Below are 18,952 nucleotides of genomic sequence, written 5' to 3'. Positions count from 1 at the left end.
CACTGACCGTTGTGGACATCACCCCCCGCAGCTTCAGAACGCGGCCGTCCGCGGCGCAGACAAGATCCCCTTCAGTCAGCGCATCTACCGCACGCGGCCCGTGTGGTGTTGCCACTTGGGTGCCCGCCACAAGACAGGCCGGCCCAAGCAGATCCACATCCAAAGACCCCGAGCTGCTGACAAATGTGGTGGATACAAGCGTTGCATCATTCAGCACCGATCCATCCGTAGGGGTAAAAACCTCGCGGCCGTCAGCCAAATAAAGAGTGGTCCCGGTTACCGTAGATTGGGATCCATCGGGCCAGCTGACCGTGACCGTATCCCCCGGATAGGCGCGAATGACATCGCTGCTATCGATGCTGTCGCCACCGTTACGACCGATATCGCCGTCATCATCGGCATCGACCATGTCGAAGGTGAACACATCTAGCGAGCTGCCCGAAGACGGCGGCGCAAAGGGATCAATCAGCCAAAACTGATCGGTATAGGAGGATGGCATAGCTGCTCTCTTGCTCTACCGGCCCGAATTTCCGGGCTCTTTGTATCGTTGCGCGGAAAACTATCACGCCCCGACCGGAAAATCGAGGCGTGACAATAACTTACAACCCTAGATAGAACCTAGCCGCCCAACAGTAACCTCACCATTGTAGGCTGATCGATATAGCCGGTAACGTTCAAACCGCGTGCTTTCTGGAACCGACGGATTGCCCGACGGGTGGCTTTGTCGAAATTCCCGTCCACTGTGCCGGGGTCCAGCCCAAGGCCGGACAGTCGACCTTCGATCAAAAGCCGGGTGGCAGAGTTGCGGGCGACCGCGTTCTCTGTTGCGCCAAACTGGGCTCTCAGTTCTTCGGACCGCGCCTCTTCTTTCAGATCCGCAACGCGCGCGCTTGCGGTTTCAGCGAAGGCACCATCAGGATAATCCGCCAGGAAATCCTCATAGGCTTCGATGGTGTTCTCGGCCTCGGCCCGATCCCAGGCTGCGCGTTCACGCCCGCTCAGTTCTGCACGGCGTTCCGCTTCGAAATCAGCGATGCCGTCTCTTGCGATATCCGCGAAGATCCCGTCTGGATAGCGGTTGAGATACAGCCGGTAATCTTCTTCCAGCCCACTGATGCCGGTGGAATTCCAATAGGCGCGATCGCGGGCTTCTTCGATCAGACGACGGCGGCGCGCTTCTTCTTCAAGCTCAGCGGCCCGACGCGCGGCAACCTCTGTTAGCAAAGACAGCTGATCGCGATCAAGGAACCCATGCGGCTCAAGCCGGTTGTCTTCCTGCCACGCCACAATCGCCCGCCGTGTTGCGGGGCCAAAGACCCCGTCGATGCCACGAGGATCATAGCCGAGCAAAGCCAAAGAGCGCTGGATCTCTTGCCGCTTAGAGCGGTTGAGGCGCAAGTCGGCTTCTGCCTGTTTGATGGCAGTTTCGCGATCCTGTTCGGTACCCAAAATCACATCCGCGGCTTGTTCCGCGAACAGACCATCTGGATAGCGGTTTAGGTAGGCGTCATAGGCCTCTGGCGTGCCGATGTCGCGCACAGCGCTCCAATAAGCCAGCTCGCCGATGTCTTCAGGTGGCTCGCTTTCCGCCTCTGTGAACGCCGTTGTCGCCGACTGAAAACCACCAACCGTCACGCCGGTGCGCTCTAGGTCTGAGGTCAAAGAGCCTGGCTGCAACAAGGCGTTGAGGGCGCGTTGAACTTGGCGCGATGACCCGGAAACCGACGTCACACCCTGTGGCAGGTCGATCGCTCCCACGCCGTTTTCAAGGTCAACCAGCCCCTCGATCGGACGCGGGCTTGGCACCATGGCCAGAACTGCACTGCCCGCTGACGCGCCCAGCGCGCGGTCGAGCAAATAAAGAGGCAGCGCCTTGCTGCCCAGATCATAGCGGTCTGGCGTTCGACCGCCCTGCGACATTATCCATGTACGCGTACCATCATGCACAATATGTCCACGCAGGACGACAACCGTACGTCCCGGGTCACCCTGTGTCGCGGCTTCTAACGCGAACACCGCTGCCCGCATCCGCGACAAGGTCGGATTGTCCAGCCGATCCACTTCGAAGCCTTCGGAAATCAGGCGCGACCGGATCGCGTTAATCCGCCCGTCACTGGGCAGATCCGTCAGATGTTTATAATTGCTTAGATCCACGATCAGAGCGCGATCTTTGGCGCTGACGGCAGAGGCCAGCACCGCAGTAATCATTGCGGCAACGGCCGCCCACTTCATACGCATAAATAGAACTCCTTACATGCGTTTGCATGCATCCCCACCCCAGTCTGCGCCAGAATCGCGCGTTTGGGAAGGTTCTTGCGTCGACCGCATGTGGAGTCAGACAGGTTTAACCGTCGTAGCTGCGTTGGTCCTCGATCACCAAACCATCGTTTGGCAGTGTGCCCGGAGCCACCAATTCGATCTTGCCGCGCAGCTTCAGCACACTTGCCACGCTCTCGGCATAGAGGTCCGCGTTCTGAGCTTCGGTTTCGATCTGAACGGTCATCACGTCCATTTCCTGATCGCGCGATGCGATCACGCGGGCGCGTCGAACGTCTTCGTGTTTTTCAACCAGCGCAGCCACCTGTTCCGGCCTGACAAACATGCCCTTGATCTTGGTGGTTTGGTCCGCGCGTCCCATCCAGCCTTTGATCCGCATATTGGTGCGTCCGCAGGGGCTTTCGCCCGGCAGGATGGCGGACATGTCGCCCGTGGCGAACCGGATCAACGGATAGTCGGGATTAAGGGTCGTGACCACAACCTCGCCCACCTCGCCGGGCGCAACGGGGTTGCCGGTGCCAGGCGTGACGATCTCGACGATCACGCCTTCGTCCACGATCATGCCCTCCATGGCCTCGGTTTCATAGGCAATGTTGCCCAGATCGGCCGTCGCATAGCTTTGCAGACAGGTGATCCCCTGATCCGCGTATTCCTGACGCAGACTTGGAAACAGCGCCCCTCCACCAACGACCGCCTTGCTGATCGACAACGAGACACCCATGGCCTTGGCTTTGTCCAAAATCACCTTCAGATAATCAGGTGTTCCGGCATAGGCCGTCACGCCCATTGCCGCCGCAGCCGAAACTTGCAGTTCGGTTTGACCCGTGCCCGCTGGCAGCACCGTCGCCCCTACAGCCCGCGCACCGTTTTCAAAAATCATACCGGCAGGTGTCAGGTGGTAACCAAAACAGTTCTGCACAACATCCTGCTCGCCAACGCCGCAGGCATGCAGGAAACGGCCCATGCGCCACCAGTCGCGCGTACGACCGCCTGGCTCATAGATCGGTCCCGGAGACTGAAAGATATGCGCAAACTCGGTCACGGGAATTGCGTTGAAACCGCCCAGCGGAGGGCGCTCAGACTGGGCCTGCACCAAGTCCGACTTGCGCAGAACTGGCAGTTTTGCCAAGGCCGCTGCACTGGTCACATTGGCCGGGCTAACCTGTGCAAACCGTGCCGCGTACCCCGACAGAACCTTGGCCCGCGCGATCTGTTGCGGCAGGGCCATCGACAGGTCATTGGCACGCTGGTCTGCGGTTCGGGTCTCTAGGGCATCGAAATAGCGGCTCATGGTGTCTCCTATTGGTCAGGGTTGCGGTGAAACTGGCTTAGCTCAGCCAGCGTTTCCGCCTCCGGTAGGAGCGCACGTCCCGAAACGACTTTCGCCCTTCGTCTGACATGCCAAGATAAAATTCTTTCACGTCAGGGTTTTCACGCAGTTCAGCCGCTGGGCCATCCATGACCACGCGCCCTGATTCAAGAATATAGCCATAGTGGGCAAAGCGCAGCGCCACATTGGTGTTCTGTTCCGCCAGAAGAAAAGTCACGCCTTCGTTCTCGTTCACGGATTTTACGATCTCAAAGATCTGTTCCACCAGTTGCGGCGCAAGGCCCATCGAGGGCTCATCAAGCAGAATGGTTTCGGGACGGCTCATCAAAGCGCGGCCCAATGCCAGCATCTGTTGCTCGCCGCCAGAGGTGTAACCCGCCTGACTTTTGCGCCGCTCTTTCAGACGTGGGAAATAGGTGTAGACCATCTCTAGGTCTTGCTGCAGCTCTGCGCTCGAAGCGCTGCGTGTATAGGCGCCAGTCATCAGGTTTTCTTCGACCGTCAGGTGCTCAAAACAGTGACGCCCTTCCATCACCTGAATGACCCCGCGCTTCACCAAAGCCGCCGGATCCAGATCCTGAATGCGGTCGCCGCGATAGGTGATCTGACCTTTGGTGACCTCTCCGCGTTCAGAGTGCAGCAGGTTGCTGACCGCCTTAAGCGTGGTCGTCTTACCTGCGCCATTCCCGCCCAGCAAAGCGGTGATCCCACCTTTGGGCACGGACAGGCTGACACCTTTCAGAACGAGGATCACGTGGTTGTAGATCACTTCGATGTTGTTGACCTCTAGCAGGGTCTCATCTTGTGGGGCCGCATCCAGCATGAGTTTGAATTCCTTGTAAGAGTGATGCCCCGGCCCAAACGCGCAGGCCGGGGCAAATTCACTTAGCTGCAGTTGGAGCCGATGTTGTTTTCAGCTGCGTATGCAGAGCTGTCTGCCTCAACCAGGGCTCCGATCACGTCACCATCGGTTGGCGCGAAGTCAGAGATCAAAGACCAAGTCTGCGCGCTCGCATCCCACTGGGTCACGCCCACCAGACCTGGGCCACCGTGGTTTTCACAGGACACAGAGAAGCTTGGACCAAAGTTTGGCATACCCAGACCGACCATTTTCTCTTCGGTCATTTCCAGGGCTTCCATACCGTCGCGCATCATCGCAGGGGTGATGTCAGCAACACCGTGGATCGCCTGAGCCGTCTTCACAGCTTCGGCTGCAAGCATCGCCGCGTACATACCGCGGTTGTACAGCACGTTGCCGATCTGATCGCCTGCGCCAGCAGCCTTACCTGTCTCCACAACATATTTCTGGATGTCGTCAAAGATAGGGAAGTCGCGGCCCACGTTGTGGAAGGTCAGCGCCTTATAGCCATTGGCCTTGTCGCCCGCTGGCAGAACGTCATGCTCTGCACCGGACCACCAGATGCCGATGAAGTTTTCCATTGGGAAACGGATGTTTGCCGCTTCCTGAATGGCCACTTGGTTCATCACGCCCCAGCCCCACATCAGGACAAAGTCAGGACGATCACGACGGATCTGAAGCCACTGAGATTTCTGTTCTTGACCAGGGTGATCCACTGGCAGCAGGCTCAGGTCAAACCCGTGCTTGGAGGACAGTTCTTCCAGGGTCCGGATCGGCTCTTTGCCGTAAGCAGAGTTGTGATAGACCAGCGCGATTTTCTTGCCAGACAGATCGCCACCGTTGCTATCCAGCAGGTAGTTCACCGCACCAGAGGCACCGTTCCAGTAGTTGCCTGGATAGTTGAACGTGTGGCTGAACACGTCGCCATTTGCCGCAGAAGTCCGGCCATAGCCCATCGTGTGCAGAGGAATGTCATCCGCAGTCACTTTCGGGATCAGCTGGTACGTGATGCCTGTGGACAGTGGTTGATAGACCAAAGAGCCTTCGCCCTTGGTGGCCTCATAGCATTCAACGCCTTTTTCGGTGTTATAGCCGGTTTCGCATTCCAGCAGACGTGTTGCCACGCCACCGATACCACCGTCGCGCTCGTTCAGAAGCGTAAAGTAATCTGCATAGCCGTCCGCGAAGGGAATACCGCCCGCCGCGTATGGACCTGTCCGGTAGCTGAGCGACGGAAATACCAGATCCGCCATGACCGGTCCCGCCGCCATCACGGCGCCGACTGCCAATGTTGCTAATTTCTTCATAGGGTGTCTCCTCCCATTGGTTGACCCATGATTAGGCGGCGGGTTCTTCCCGCCTTTTCAGCCTGGCCCCGCCTAGTGCGGGAAGGGCCAGAGCCGTAGTTTTTCCTTGGCGACGCGCCAGAGCTGGGCGAGGCCATGGGGTTCCGCGATCAAGAAGATCACAATCAGTGCTCCGATGATCAGGAATTCGAGGTGTGCTGCCAGATCGGTGGGCCATCCAAGCCCTCCAACCAGCACGTTTTTAAGGAAAACAGGCAGCAAGACGAGGAAGGCTGCGCCGGCAAAACTGCCAAAGATCGAGCCCAAGCCGCCGATGATAATCATAAAGAGAACGAGGAAGCTTTTGTTGATGCCAAAGACTTCGCCCACTTCGACCGCACCCAGATAGACAGAGAAGAACAGCGCGCCAGACACCCCAACAAAGAAGCCAGACACTGCAAAGGCCGAGATCTTGGCTTTCAGCGGGTTAACCCCGATGATTTCCGCCGCAATATCCATGTCGCGGATCGCCATCCAGGTCCGGCCAATCGTGCCGCGCGTCAGGTTGCGTGCAATCAGCGCCAGAACTGTCACAAACACCAGACAGAACAAGTATTTCGCCCAGGCGTCCGCGTTTGGACCGGTGATGGTGATGTCAAACAGGCTGCGCTCTGGCGCGTTGATCTGGCCAGACGCCGAGTTGTTGTAGAACCACGGCACCCGGTTAAAGAGCCACACAAGGAAGAACTGCGCCGCCAAAGTCGCCACCGCCAGATAGAACCCTTTGATCCGCAGAGATGGCAGGCCAAACAGAACGCAGACAAAGGCCGTGATCCCACCAGAGATGATGATGTGGAAGAACAGGTTGATGTCAGGAAATCCGGTCATCAGCTTGTAGCAAGCGTAAGCGCCCACAGCCATGAACCCACCCGTTCCAAGGCTGACCTGACCGCAATAGCCCACAAGGATATTCAGACCGATCGCGGCAATCGCATAGATCAGGAACGGCAGGAAGATCGCGTTGACCCAATAGTCGTTGATCAGGAAGGGGATGACGGCAAAGGCCGCAAACATCACCGCATAGTACCGATAACGATCAAACTTGATCGGAAAGGTCTGGTTGTCGTCTTTGTAGGTGGTTTTGAAATCACCGGCTTCGCGATAGAACATGCTCAGACCCTCTCGATAATTTTTTCGCCGAAGAGGCCCTGTGGCCTAAAGACGAGGAACAAAAGCGCCAGCACATAGGCGAACCAGTTCTCTGTTGCGCCGCCCACCAGAGGGCCGACGAGGAATTCAAACATCTTCTCACCGACACCGATGATCAGACCGCCCACAATGGCGCCTGGGATAGATGTAAAGCCGCCAAGCATCAGAACCGGCAGGGCTTTCAAAGCAATCAGCGACAGAGAGAACTGCACGCCTGATTTGGTGCCCCACATGATGCCCGCAACCAGCGCAACAAACCCTGCAAGCGACCAGACCATCACCCAGATGAAGTTCAGCGAAATACCAACAGACAGCGCCGCTTGGTGATCATCGGCCACCGCCCGCATCGCGCGCCCCTGTTTGGTGTATTGCGCAAAGATAATCAGCGAGATCACCAGAAGTGCGGCAATGACGGTTGCCACGATGTCGAGGTTGTCGATGAAGAAGCCATAGCCGAACCAGCCAAATGTGGTCTCGTCGATCAAAAGGTTGATGCCTTGCGGCAACCCAACATCCAGCTTCTTGATGTCAGATCCCCACATCAGGTCCCCAAACCCTTCGAGGAAGTAGGCCAGGCCGATCGTTGCCATAAACAGGATAATCGGCTCTTGTCCGACCAGATGGCGGAAAATGAACTTCTGAACACACCAAGCAAAACCAGCCATCGCGACCACTGTAAAGATAATCCCAAAGACCGCCGGCAGGTGCCAGCCAAAGTGGTGAATTTGTGTGCCAAACAGCGCATTGATCAGGTGCGCGAAGGGCACACGCCCCTCCATAATCCCGACCAGCGTCATTGCGGCAAACAAGGCCATGACGCCCTGTGCATAGTTAAAGATGCCCGAGGCTTTGTAGATCAAAACAAACCCAAGCGCGACAAGGGCATAAAGCACCCCGGCCATCAGGCCGTTGAGAAAGACTTCCATGCCAAAGATAAAGGTATCAGACATAGGTGCCTCCTTTTGCAGCCAAGCGGCCGAATTCTCTCAAAGAATTCGCGTCGGAATTTGTCGAAAATTCCGGTTCACGTTGTGCGAAATCAATCATGTGACACCCCCAGATAGGCGTCGATAACAGCCTGATTGTTGCGCACTTCATCGGGCGTTCCGTCACCGATCTTTTTGCCGTAATCCATCACGACCACACGGTCGCTCAGGTCCATGACAACACCCATATCGTGCTCAATCAGCGCAATCGTGGTGCCAAACTCATCATTCACATCCAGAATAAAGCGGCTCATGTCCTCTTTTTCTTCCACGTTCATCCCCGCCATCGGTTCATCGAGCAACAGGATGGATGGCTCTGCCGCAAGCGCGCGCGCCAGTTCGACCCGCTTCTTCAAACCATAAGGCAGACGGCCCACCGGAGTTTTGCGGATGGATTGGATCTCTAGAAAGTCGATGATCTTTTCAACGACTTCGCGGTTGGCGACCTCTTCGGCCTCGGCCTTGCCCTTCCACAAAGCTTGCGCAAAAAGCCCCGCTTTCATGTGGTTCAGACGACCCGTCATGATGTTATCCAGAACGGTCATCCCTTCGAACAAGGCAATGTTCTGGAACGTGCGGGCAATGCCCAGCCGTGCGACCTGATAGGGTTTCATCGGAGGGCGCAGTGCGCCTTTGTAGTACACATCCCCTTCTTGCGGGTTATAGAACCCAGAGATCACATTCAGCATCGAGGATTTTCCGGCCCCGTTTGGCCCAATGATCGCGCGGATTTCGCCTTCGCGAATATCAAAGGAAATGTCCTTGATCGCCACGACACCACCAAACCGCAGGGTGATGTTCTTCATTTCCATGACGACGCCACCAATGGTGCGGCCATCCTCGGTCACATAACTTTCGGAATGATCTAGCATCTGCCCCCTCCTTACTCTGCCGCGACTTTATGTGCGGCGGTGGGCACCACGGCGGCATCACGCAGGCTGAGCGTTGCGCTGATGGCGCCCTTGCGGCCGTCTTCATAGGTCACTTCTGTCGTGGTAGAGACCTCGGCAGATCCGTCATAAAGCGCATCCACCAGATCTTTGAACTTATCCGCAACAATGGCGCGGCGCACTTTGCGGGTGCGGGTCATTTCGCCGTCATCGGCATCCAGCTCTTTGTGCAAAACCAGGAACCGGTGGATCTGACAGCCTGACAACATCGGGTCTTCGGCAACGGATTTGTTCACGGTTTCAACATGTTGCTGGATCGTATCCAAGACGCGCGGGTGCCCTGCCAGTTCCTGATAGGACGCATAAGCGATGTTGTTGCGTTCAGCCCAGTTCCCGACGGCGGTCAGGTCGATATTGATAAAGGCAACACAGCGATCCCGCCCGCTGCCAAACAGCACCGCCTCTAGGATGTCTGGGTAAAACTTCAGTTTGTTCTCGACATATTTCGGCGCAAACATCGCACCATCAGCCATCTGACCGACATCCTTGGCGCGGTCGATAATGCGCAGGTGGCCAGTGTTTTCCTCAAAGAAGCCCGCATCACCAGTGGCGACCCAGCCCTCTCCGTCTTTGGTCGAAGCCGTCGAGTCGGCGTTCTTGTAGTATTCCACGAAAACGCCCGGCGAGCGGTAAAAGATCTCGCCTTTGTCGTCGATTTTGATCTCGACGTCCGGGGCCGGCACGCCCACGGTATCGGCACGCACTTCGCCGTCCGGCTGAAGCGTGATAAACACCGAGGCTTCGGTTTGGCCATAAAGCTGTTTCAGGTTGATGCCCAGACTGCGGTAAAACTCGAAAATTTCCGGCCCGATGGCCTCGCCCGCGGTATAGCCGACGCGAACTCGCCCGAACCCCAAGGTGTCCTTCAAGGGTCCATAAACCAAGGCATTGCCAAGCGCATACATCAGGCGGTCGCTGGCCGACACATCGCCGCCATCCAGAATTTGCCCCCCCACCTTTTTGGCGTGCGCCATAAAGCGTTTGAACAGCCACCGTTTGAGCTGACCAGCATCTTCCATACGGATCATGACGTTTGTCAGCTGGTTCTCAAACACGCGCGGCGGGGCGAAGTAATAGGTTGGCCCGATCTCGCGCAGATCGGTCATCATCGTTTCGGCGCTTTCCGGGCAGTTCGTGCAGAACCCGCTCCAGTACGCCTGCCCGATCGAAAAGATGAAATCCCCGACCCAAGCCATTGGCAGATAGGCCAGAATTTCCTCATCCGCGCCCAGCTTGTCGAACTCGCAGGCGTTCTTTGCGCTTTCGATGATGTTGCGATTGCTGAGGACAACGCCTTTGGGTTTGCCCGTTGTACCCGAGGTATAAAGCATCACGCATGTGCTGTCATAGGTCAGCGCATCCACGCGGGCCTGAATGTCCGCAGAATGCTTGTCCTTGGCAGAGCGGCCTTGGTCCTGAAGTGCGCTGAACTGATGCAATTTGCTGTGGTCGTATTTGCGCATGCCGCGCGGGTCCAGATAGATCATCTGGTCGAATTCTGTCAGCTGATCCTGAACGTCGATGACCTTGTCGACCTGTTCTTGATCCTCGGCGACAACGTATTTTGCACCGCAATGGCCAAGAACATAAGCCATCTCTTCGGCCGCAGAGTCCTGATAGACCGGAACCGGTATCGCCCCGACCATTTGGGCCGCGACCATCGTCCAGTAGAAGTAAGGACGGTTGCGACCGATGATGGCGATGAAGTCCCCTTCGGCCACGCCAAGCTCTAGGAACCCAAGCGCCAGCGCTTCGATTTCTTCAGCGGCTTCGGCCCAAGTCCAGCTTTGCCAGATCCCGAATTCTTTTTCACGATACGCCGGTTTGTCGCCAAATTGCGCGACGTTACGGTTCAAGAGCGCTGGGATTGAAGCCAACCCCTGCGTCGCTTGCGACAGCTGTGACAAATTTTTTCCTCCCTGAGCCCGCTTGCGCGGGTCCGCCGTCCAATAGACGATTCCTCTCGTCCATTAGGCGACGGGTAAAACTTCGACGTCAACTTTTTCGTGATCATTTCTCAATTCTTACGAATTGTAACAGGGCCCATTAACCTCTTTCCGAGCCCCGCAAGACGGTGTTAGCCCTAAGACAGGAGGAGCACATGACACCTCGATCTGGGCTTTCGCAAACCGTTATTCAGGCCATGACCATGGCCGGCCTGAACCTGATTAAACAGGCGTTGTCGATCTATGACAGCGAGCTGCGTCTGGTGGTCGCCAACGAGCGGTTCCGCGAGATGTTTGAAATTCCCGACCATCTGATGAAGCCCGGCGCGAGCTTTGAGGAAACCATTCGGGTGATCGCGACGCGGGGCGAATACGGCGATGTCAGCGATATTGAAACGCTGGTGAAAGAGCGTGTCGATCGCGCGTTGGCGTTCGAGCCGCACTACATGGAACGCGAACGCGAGGACGGGCGTTGGATCAGCGTCGAGGGCTCTCCGCTACCGGATGGCGGCTGGGTGGCCGTTTATACGGATATCACACGGGTGAAACGCCAGGAGGAATTGCTGCGCGGACGCTCGGAAGAACTCTCAGAAACCCTGCTGAAATATTCCGAAGACCTTGCCAGCACCAACCGCCAGCTGGAAAGCACGGTCATCGCGTTAGAAGAAGCCAAGCGACTGGTGTCGGACTCGGAAGCGCGCATGCGTCTGACCACGGAAATGATGCCGGCACATATCGCGCATATCGGACCGGATTACAGGTACACCTATTCCAACCGCCGCCTGTCCTCGGTGATGCCGGGACGGCCTCGCAACATTGTCGGCACGTTGATCAGTGAAACGCTGGGAGCGTCGGCCTTTGCACGACTAGAGCCACATCTCGCGACGGCTTTTGACGGCGATCCGTCGGTGTTTGAGTTCACCGATCAAGAAAGCCAACGCCGAATTCGCGTGGCGCTGACGCCTGACGGAGAGCCCCGCGAGCGGCGCGGCGTCTATATTCTGTCGATGGACATCACTCAGGAAACCCAGACACGCGCGGCGCTGCAACAGACACGCCGACGCGAACTGGCCGCGCAGATGACGAGCGGCCTGGCGCATGACTTTTCGAACCTTCTGACAATCATCCTCGGCACCCAAAGCAAGCTGGACAAAATGGAATTGCCGCCCGCCGCCCGAGAGCTGGTGGACACAACCCTGACCGCCGCGCGTCGCGGTGGCACACTGTTAAACCAACTAGCGGATATGACGGGCCAACGTGCGCCTAAACTGGCCCGCCATCAGATTCGGGATCTTTTGCTGAACCTTCAGTCGCTGGCCAAACCCGCCCTGAATGGCAAAGTTAGTCTGGTCATCAAAAACAACGTGCCCAATCGCGCGGTTTTGTTGGATGCGGGCGTTCTGCAGGACAGTCTTTTGAACCTGATCCTGAATTCGCGCGACGCGGTGAATGGCAGTGGTCAGATCACGCTGACGGTCGATGTGGTGCAGGATATCTGGCTGCGTCTTGAAGTGCGCGATGATGGGCCCGGCTTTAGCGACGACGCGCTCGCCAAAGGGTTAGATCCGTTTTTCACCACCAAAGGCTCTGAGGGTTCGGGCCTTGGGCTGCCGATGGTATATGACATGGCCAAACTGATGGGGGGCGATGTGCGTCTGTCCAACACGGGCAGCGGGGCCTCTGTTGCGATCAGACTGCCTTTGCGGTGGGCCCGCGACGCAAGCGCGCCGGGTTTGGTTCTGTTGGTCGAAGACAACCCGGATCTGCGCGGTTCGATCCGCGATATGCTGACCGAACAGGGCCATACAGTCATCGAAACCGCCCTTGTCGAAGAGGCCATCGCACTGTTGGAAAACGTGCCGGATATTTCACTGGTTCTGTCGGACATCAAACTCGAAGGCGCAGCGACCGGGGTCGATTTGGCACGCAACGTCAATGGCGCCCTGCCCTTGTACTTGATGACCAGCCTGCTCGAAGATGACCCCCTCTACATTCGCGGCGCGGCCCTTGCGCCTGTGTTGCGCAAACCCTTTGTGGCCAAGGATCTGGCCGCCTTTATCAACGCCGAGGACACGCCATGAGCGCCCCTTTGATAACCATTCTGGACGACGAGGCAGGTGTACGTCAGGTGCTGGCGGATTCCCTTGAGGACGCCGGATTTCGCACCATGGGCTTTGGGCGCGCCACCGAATTTGAAGCGGCCCTGCGTAAGTTCACACCGGACGTCTGTCTTGTGGACCTGAGCCTGCCTGACAAAGACGGCCTGACGCTGGTGCATCGGCTTGCGCTGGAACTGGGGGCTGCGGTTATCATTATTTCCGGCCGCGCGCAGGTGCAGGATCGTGTCACCGGACTGGAACTAGGGGCCGATGATTACATTACCAAACCCTTTGACCCCGCCGAAGTGGTCGCCCGTGTGCGCGCACGTCTGCGCACAGGACGTGCACAGCCTCAGAACAGTTCAAACACGGCTGAGTTCAACGGCTGGACCGCGCATTTTGACCGCTATGTGCTAGAGGATCTGAACGCCTGCGAGACCACATTTAGTCACGCAGAAGGCGAGGTGCTGCGGCTGTTTCTCGAAAGCCCCAAGCGTTTGATCACCCGCGCTCAGATGCAAGAGATGCTGGGTGGCGCGGCTGGTGAAAGCTTTGATCGCGCGATGGATGTGCGCATCAGCAGGCTGCGCACCAAGCTGCAGGAAGATCCCAAAAACCCTCGCCTTATCAAAACCATCTATGGGGCGGGCTATATTTTTCTGGGCGATGTGTCCTGGGTTTAACCCCCGACAAACCGCAATATAAGCGGTATTTCGCGACAAAATCCGCAATATATAGACAATTTTGCCTATTCGAGATAGGCTTTCGGCTAGGAGTTTCAGATCCCGCTCTTCCTGGGTATCGCTTCATCGATGTGCGACGCGCGCACTGTGCAAGGTTTCGCGACAGCGTCTGCATTCACGTCACACTCCCACTCCCCCGTGCGCGGGTCAGACGCCACGGGGGGCTCTTTTTGGCAATCGCGCGGCGTAACACGCTATCTACCAGAAGATGGTTGCGGCCCTATATCTAGTCGCCGCGACCCTTCTCGCAACATTTTGTTGATTTCTCAACGTCGATGTGCGAAAAACAACCTATGGCAGAGTGTTTCCTGTATAGACACCTCCCCTCGAGTCCGCCGCGTTTCTACCGTGTAGAGATCGCGTACGATCTTTTTGACGATGTTGCTGTGATCTGCGAATGGGGTATCGTCGGCGGGCACAAGCACAGAGAAACACACAGCTTTGCCAATCTTCGCGAAGCCTCTCAGCTGGCCGACGGGCTTCGCGAAGACGCGGTTCAACGTGGCTATCAGGTAGAAACGCCCGAGATCTGGCTTACCTGAAACACGACCCACTAAAAACGCAAAGACCGACCTGATTTCTCAGATCGGTCTTCTTTTTGTCGGCTTGATCAGTCGCTATTCAGCGGCGATCTGTTGTTCGATTTTCTCGACTTTCACCGCAGAGAATTTGAACTCTGGGATCTTGCCATAAGGGTCGATGGCCGGGTTGGTCAGAACGTTTGCGGCAGCCTCGACATAGGCGAATGGGACAAACACCATGTCTTCGGCAATCGCGCGGTCAGCACGGGCCATGATCTCGATGGACCCACGACGCGTGGACAACCGCAGCATCTCGCCCGGCGCGATACCCAGACGACGCAGCGTCTTTGGATGCAGTGAGCAGTTGGCTTCGGGTTCCACATGGTCCAGCACCAGAGAACGGCGTGTCATGGAACCGGTGTGCCAGTGTTCCAGCTGACGGCCCGTGGTCATGATCATCGGGAAATCCGCATCGGGCGCTTCATCCGGTGGGATCACGGCGGCTGGCGTGAACTTGGCCCGCCCGTCTTCGCGTGGGAAGCCATCGCCAAACACAATCGCCTGACCTGGATCTTCTGGGCTGAGCGACGGGTATGTCACCGTCTCGGTTTCAAGCCGTTCCCACGTGATATTATTCAGCGACGCCATGTTCAGCTTCATCTCGGCAAAGACTTCGGAGACGTCTTTGTAGTCCCACGGCAGGCCGATGCGCTGGCCCAGCTCGACCGTGATCGCCCAGTCTTCGCGCGCTTCGCCCGGAGGTGTCACCGCAGGGCGCACACGCTGCACCTGACGGTTGGTATTGGACACAGTGCCGTTCTTTTCATACAGCGCCGAGGCTGGCAGGATGATGTCGGCATAGTTCGCTGTTTCGGTCAGGAAGATATCCTGCACGATCATCAGATCAAGCTTCGCAAACGCATCGCGCGCGTGTTCCACATCCGGGTCCGACATCGCAGGGTTTTCACCCTGGATATACATACCCTTGATGTTACCGGCATAAACCTGATCCACGATTTCGGTGACGGTCAGGCCCTTCTCGTTGCTGAAGTCTCCGCCACCCCAGACGTCTGTGAACGAACGGCGCACATCGTCGCTGGTGACGGTCTGATAATCCGGCAGGAACATCGGAATAAGCCCCGCATCAGAGGCGCCCTGAACGTTGTTCTGACCGCGCAGCGGGTGCAGGCCCGCGCCAGGCTTGCCGACATTGCCGGTCATCAGCGCAAGGCTGATCAGGCAGCGGGAATTGTCTGTGCCGTGGATGTGCTGGCTGACGCCCATGCCCCAGAAAATGATACCCGCTTTGGCATTCGCAAAGGTGCGCGCCACGCGGCGGATCTGATCTGGCGCGATGCCAGAGATCTTTTCCATCGCTTCAGGTGTGAAATCCTTAAGATGCGCTTTTTCTGCGTCCCAGTTTTCGGTCCAGCGGTGGATGTACTGGCTGTCGTAAAGCTCTTCTTCGACGATCACGTTCATGATCGAGTTCAGCATCGCTACGTCTGCGCCTGGACGGAATTGCAGCATTTCGTCGGCAAACCGACGCAGGCCTACGCCACGTGGATCCATGACGATCAGCTTGCCACCATTCTTGGTGAACTGTTTGAAATAGGTCGCCGCAACGGGGTGGTTCTCAATCGGGTTCGCGCCGATGACGATCGCCACATCCGAGTTTTTCACCTCGTTGAAGGTCGCGGTCACAGCGCCAGAGCCAACGTTTTCAATCAAGGCCGCAACAGAGGACGCGTGGCAAAGCCGTGTGCAGTGGTCAACGTTGTTGTGCTTGAACCCTTGGCGGATGAACTTCTGGAAGAGGTACGCCTCTTCATTGGTGCATTTGGCAGAGCCAAAGCCCGCAACGGATTTCGGGTCCTCGTCGCGCAGCTTAATCAGGCCTTTGGCGGCAATGTCCATCGCCTCTTCCCACGTGGCTTCGCGGAAGTGCGTGGACAGATCGCCGGGGTCTACGTTCAGCCCCTTGGCTGGGGCGTCATCGCGGCGGATCAGAGGTTTGGTCAGGCGGTGCTTGTGGTGGATATAGTCAAACCCAAAGCGGCCCTTCACACACAGGCGGCCTTCGTTGGCGGGGCCGTTGATGCCCTCGACATATTTGACCTTATTGTCTTTGACTTTGAGGCTGACCTTGCAACCCACGCCGCAGAACGGGCAGACAGACTCGGTTTCCGTGTCAAAATCCTTGCGGTCACCGACTTGGTTTTCGTCCACTACGGTGGCCGGCATCAAGGCACCGGTCGGGCACGCCTGCACACATTCACCACAGGCCACACAGGTCGAGGCGCCCATCGGATCGGCGATGTCAAAGGTCGGGTAAGCATCGTGGCCGCGCCCGGCCATGCCGATCACATCATTAACCTGCACTTCGCGGCACGCCCGCACGCAGAGACCGCAGGAAATACAGGCATCAAGGTTCACGCTCATCGCGACGTGGCTGTCGTCAAGCAGCGGAATGCGGCCCTCTTCCAGTTTGGGGAAGCGAGACTCGGTCACGCCGTTCAGATCGGCCATATCCCAGAGGTGGCTCGATTTGTCGTGACTTTCCTCGCGCGCGGGCTGATCGGCGACCAGCATCTCGACCACCATTTTGCGGGCATTTTCGGCGCGCGCGGTGTTGGTGTGCACGACCATGCCTTCGCTGGGCTCACGGATGCAAGAGGCCGCAAGGGTCCGTTCACCTTCGATCTCGACCATACAGGCCCGGCAGTTGCCGTCAGGGCGATACCCCGGCTGTGGTTTGTGACACAGATGCGGGATCACCAGACCTCGGCCATTGGCGATCTCCCAGATCGTCAAACCCTTCTCGGCTTCTACTTCCTGGCCATCCATTGTGAACTTGATGCGCTCGGACATGCTGGGTCTCCTTAGATTCCCAGATACCGTAGCTTAAAACATGCCATCTCCTAGACGCTTTAACCGACAGCCGAGACACGTTTTGCGCCACCTGATCAAATTCACATTTCTCACAGTTTCCAATCCGCTATGGTCCGGCCTTTACAGAAACTTCACTTTCCGATCAGGGCGCGCTGCTCTAGAACCCAGACTTTACTGAAAGAGAGGCAACTATGAGCCAGATGATTTTGGTGCGCCACGGGCAGGCAAACACCGGAGCGCGAGACGAAAAAAGCTATGACAGATTGTCAGAGCTTGGCCATCAACAAGCCTCTTGGTTGGGCGACTATCTGAGCGAAACCGACCAGCATTTCACACGGGTCTTCTGTGGATCCATGCAGCGCCACCAAGAGACCGCCGCCAGCATGGGCGCTAAGCGGTATGGCGCGATCCAAATCGACGAACGCCTGAATGAGTTTCCATATTTTTCCTTGGCGCAGGCCTATGAACGGCAAGTTGGCGAACCGGTTCCAACGACTCGTGAAGGGTTCGCAAAACAGCTGGAAAAAGTGCTGGCAGCATGGTCTCGCGATGAGCTTGAGGACGTGGCCGAGCCGTTTTCCTCCTTTGAAACGCGTGTCCTAAGCGTTGTCGAGGATATTGCCGCGGGTGATGGCCCTGCGTTGGTGGTCACATCCGGCGGCCTGATCAGCACCGTTTTACGCGGCACGCTGGCCTTAAACGATGAAGCCTGGGCGCAGATGTGTCTGGCCATCCACAACACGTCTTTGCATCATTGGCAGTCCTTCATGGGACGGCAGATGTTGACGCAGTTTAATGCAACACCGCATTTGGACACGGCCGCGCGTCGCACGGCCCTGACGCATCTTTAGGCTGGATCAGCTTAGCTTGTCGGCAAAGTCGCGGTGAATGTACTTGCGACCGCAATAAGGGCACACCACAAATCCGACCTCGCGTGGAATCGTCAGATAAACGCGCGGATGTCCCAAAGCGCCTTCGCCACCGTCACAGGCTACACGATAGCTGTCCACGATGATTGTCTCTGGTGCATCAGTGCTCATCTTGCGGTCCTTTGGCTGGCTCTATGGCTGAGGTCAATTTGCGCGGACTATGGGGCAAGTGTGCAGCGCTCGCAAGAGCGCGTTCCACCCTTTGACGCGGGTTTTCGCAGGATCAGGGCGCAAATCAGTTGGCGAAGTCCGTCAGCAGTACTCCGGCACGTCTCGCCAAAGGCTGCGGTCAGTCCGAGAACATATGCGGGGTCGCTGCGATCTCGCGGGCTTGATCAGGCGACACAGACAGAAACGCCTGAATAGGATCCAGAAAGGCGTCAAATTCATCCTGCTCGCGCACATAGTGATAATTCTCGAAGCGTTCATCGCGAATGGCATCGCTTTCATCATCGATGCCGCGACGAATTGTCGGCAAAATCCGCTCAAAAGTGTCCCGCGGGGTGCTTTCCCCAGCCAACCCAATGCGCGCGGCGTGCCCTTTGAGATAGTCGTCACTGTAGGAGCACTGGATCTCGAGCGCCCGGGTCGTCGAGCGGTCCGCATAGAAATCCTTCAACAGCTCAAGGCCCTGCGGATCCATGCAAATGATCATGCGGTTGGTCTGGAAGTAATCAAACATCATCCGCAGCATGGCGCGCCTATGACGATGGCGTTTTGCAATGGTGCTTTGAATGCCGCCGAGATCCGGCAACTCTGTGTCTTCTTCCTGAAACAGAAACTCGACCGCAGGAACATTGGTCACCTGCTTGATCTTTGCCAAAACGCGTTTGGCCACATGCCATTTCTTACAGACGAGGATAAGCAACTCTCTGTCGCGACCCAGCGTTGTTTCCACCTCCCAGAAGCGGTTGCCATAGCGCCG

Annotated in this window: 16 protein-coding genes; 4 read left to right on the top strand and 12 right to left on the bottom strand. The window is 57.2% G+C overall.

The window, feature by feature from the left end; genetic code table 11:
• The 9 genes from ACEQWH_RS11525 to ACEQWH_RS11485 form a co-directional block, all read right to left on the bottom strand.
• On the bottom strand, positions 1-499 hold a 499-nt coding region (locus ACEQWH_RS11525), incomplete at its 3' end, for a Hint domain-containing protein (RefSeq protein WP_370230990.1).
• A gap of 119 nt (positions 500-618) precedes the next feature.
• Positions 619-2,238: a peptidoglycan-binding protein gene (locus ACEQWH_RS11520; RefSeq protein ID WP_370230987.1), complete on the bottom strand. Its 1,620-nt coding sequence runs from the start codon at positions 2,236-2,238 to the stop codon at positions 619-621.
• 106 nt (positions 2,239-2,344) lie between these two features.
• Positions 2,345-3,568 (bottom strand): phenylacetate--CoA ligase family protein, encoded by a 1,224-nt coding sequence (locus tag ACEQWH_RS11515; RefSeq protein ID WP_370230985.1) that lies wholly within the window; start codon positions 3,566-3,568, stop codon positions 2,345-2,347.
• A 37-nt stretch (positions 3,569-3,605) separates the two neighbouring features.
• A complete protein-coding gene (locus ACEQWH_RS11510) occupies positions 3,606-4,430 on the bottom strand; it encodes an ABC transporter ATP-binding protein (RefSeq protein WP_370230982.1) in 825 nt (274 codons plus the stop codon).
• 62 nt (positions 4,431-4,492) lie between these two features.
• Positions 4,493-5,773: an ABC transporter substrate-binding protein gene (locus ACEQWH_RS11505; protein ID WP_370230979.1), complete on the bottom strand. Its 1,281-nt coding sequence runs from the start codon at positions 5,771-5,773 to the stop codon at positions 4,493-4,495.
• Between the two features lie 72 nt (positions 5,774-5,845).
• A complete protein-coding gene (locus tag ACEQWH_RS11500) occupies positions 5,846-6,922 on the bottom strand; it encodes a branched-chain amino acid ABC transporter permease (protein WP_370230977.1) in 1,077 nt (358 codons plus the stop codon).
• 2 nt (positions 6,923-6,924) lie between these two features.
• Positions 6,925-7,911, bottom strand: a complete 987-nt coding sequence (locus tag ACEQWH_RS11495) for a branched-chain amino acid ABC transporter permease (protein WP_370230975.1) — start codon at positions 7,909-7,911, stop codon at positions 6,925-6,927.
• Between the two features lie 89 nt (positions 7,912-8,000).
• A complete protein-coding gene (locus ACEQWH_RS11490; RefSeq protein WP_370230973.1) occupies positions 8,001-8,819 on the bottom strand; it encodes an ABC transporter ATP-binding protein in 819 nt (272 codons plus the stop codon).
• An 11-nt stretch (positions 8,820-8,830) separates the two neighbouring features.
• Positions 8,831-10,795, bottom strand: coding sequence for an AMP-binding protein (locus ACEQWH_RS11485; RefSeq protein ID WP_370230992.1), 1,965 nt, complete (start codon positions 10,793-10,795; stop codon positions 8,831-8,833).
• A 203-nt stretch (positions 10,796-10,998) separates the two neighbouring features.
• On the opposite strand from ACEQWH_RS11485, the gene ACEQWH_RS11480 reads away from it, so the two are divergent.
• The 3 genes from ACEQWH_RS11480 to ACEQWH_RS11470 all read left to right on the top strand — a co-directional run bounded on the left by ACEQWH_RS11480 (position 10,999) and on the right by ACEQWH_RS11470 (position 14,227).
• A complete protein-coding gene (locus tag ACEQWH_RS11480) occupies positions 10,999-12,924 on the top strand; it encodes a PAS-domain containing protein (protein WP_370230971.1) in 1,926 nt (641 codons plus the stop codon).
• On the top strand, positions 12,921-13,625 hold the full coding sequence (locus tag ACEQWH_RS11475) for a response regulator transcription factor (protein ID WP_370230968.1): 705 nt from the start codon (positions 12,921-12,923) through the stop codon (positions 13,623-13,625). Before ACEQWH_RS11480 ends, ACEQWH_RS11475 begins: the two co-directional genes overlap by 4 nt.
• 335 nt (positions 13,626-13,960) lie before the next feature.
• The gene (locus tag ACEQWH_RS11470; RefSeq protein WP_370230966.1) at positions 13,961-14,227 is read left to right on the top strand and encodes a WGR domain-containing protein; all 267 of its coding nucleotides are present in this window, start codon (positions 13,961-13,963) and stop codon (positions 14,225-14,227) included.
• 75 nt (positions 14,228-14,302) lie between these two features.
• Here ACEQWH_RS11470 and fdhF read toward each other — a convergent pair whose 3' ends face one another.
• A complete protein-coding gene (gene fdhF, locus ACEQWH_RS11465) occupies positions 14,303-17,077 on the bottom strand; it encodes a formate dehydrogenase subunit alpha (RefSeq protein ID WP_370230965.1) in 2,775 nt (924 codons plus the stop codon).
• Positions 17,078-17,289: 212 nt separating this feature from the next.
• On the opposite strand from fdhF, the gene ACEQWH_RS11460 reads away from it, so the two are divergent.
• On the top strand, positions 17,290-17,949 hold the full coding sequence (locus ACEQWH_RS11460; protein ID WP_370230964.1) for a histidine phosphatase family protein: 660 nt from the start codon (positions 17,290-17,292) through the stop codon (positions 17,947-17,949).
• Between the two features lie 6 nt (positions 17,950-17,955).
• Here the strand turns inward: ACEQWH_RS11460 and ACEQWH_RS11455 are convergent, their stop codons facing one another.
• Positions 17,956-18,138, bottom strand: coding sequence for a zinc-finger domain-containing protein (locus ACEQWH_RS11455; protein WP_370230963.1), 183 nt, complete (start codon positions 18,136-18,138; stop codon positions 17,956-17,958).
• 178 nt (positions 18,139-18,316) lie between these two features.
• Positions 18,317-18,952 (bottom strand): DUF5928 domain-containing protein (locus ACEQWH_RS11450; protein WP_370230959.1); only part of this gene is annotated, 636 nt, incomplete at its 5' end.

The organism is Cognatishimia sp. (assembly GCF_964229375.1).
Lineage (GTDB): Bacteria > Pseudomonadota > Alphaproteobacteria > Rhodobacterales > Rhodobacteraceae > Cognatishimia.
This window is presented reverse-complemented; position numbering and strand designations above follow the sequence as displayed.

Excerpts from the sequence above, each read along its gene's own strand:
- ACEQWH_RS11480 (WP_370230971.1), top strand. The coding sequence starts at position 10,999 with ATGACACCTCGATCTGGGCTTTCGCAAACCGTTATTCAGGCCATGACC.
- ACEQWH_RS11495 (WP_370230975.1), bottom strand. The coding sequence starts at position 7,911 with ATGTCTGATACCTTTATCTTTGGCATGGAAGTCTTTCTCAACGGCCTG.
- ACEQWH_RS11470 (WP_370230966.1), top strand. The coding sequence starts at position 13,961 with ATGTGCGAAAAACAACCTATGGCAGAGTGTTTCCTGTATAGACACCTC.
- ACEQWH_RS11455 (WP_370230963.1), bottom strand. The coding sequence starts at position 18,138 with ATGAGCACTGATGCACCAGAGACAATCATCGTGGACAGCTATCGTGTA.
- ACEQWH_RS11505 (WP_370230979.1), bottom strand. The coding sequence starts at position 5,773 with ATGAAGAAATTAGCAACATTGGCAGTCGGCGCCGTGATGGCGGCGGGA.
- ACEQWH_RS11475 (WP_370230968.1), top strand. The coding sequence starts at position 12,921 with ATGAGCGCCCCTTTGATAACCATTCTGGACGACGAGGCAGGTGTACGT.
- ACEQWH_RS11510 (WP_370230982.1), bottom strand. The coding sequence starts at position 4,430 with ATGCTGGATGCGGCCCCACAAGATGAGACCCTGCTAGAGGTCAACAAC.
- ACEQWH_RS11520 (WP_370230987.1), bottom strand. The coding sequence starts at position 2,238 with ATGCGTATGAAGTGGGCGGCCGTTGCCGCAATGATTACTGCGGTGCTG.
- ACEQWH_RS11500 (WP_370230977.1), bottom strand. The coding sequence starts at position 6,922 with ATGTTCTATCGCGAAGCCGGTGATTTCAAAACCACCTACAAAGACGAC.
- fdhF (WP_370230965.1), bottom strand. The coding sequence starts at position 17,077 with ATGTCCGAGCGCATCAAGTTCACAATGGATGGCCAGGAAGTAGAAGCC.
- ACEQWH_RS11515 (WP_370230985.1), bottom strand. The coding sequence starts at position 3,568 with ATGAGCCGCTATTTCGATGCCCTAGAGACCCGAACCGCAGACCAGCGT.
- ACEQWH_RS11490 (WP_370230973.1), bottom strand. The coding sequence starts at position 8,819 with ATGCTAGATCATTCCGAAAGTTATGTGACCGAGGATGGCCGCACCATT.
- ACEQWH_RS11460 (WP_370230964.1), top strand. The coding sequence starts at position 17,290 with ATGAGCCAGATGATTTTGGTGCGCCACGGGCAGGCAAACACCGGAGCG.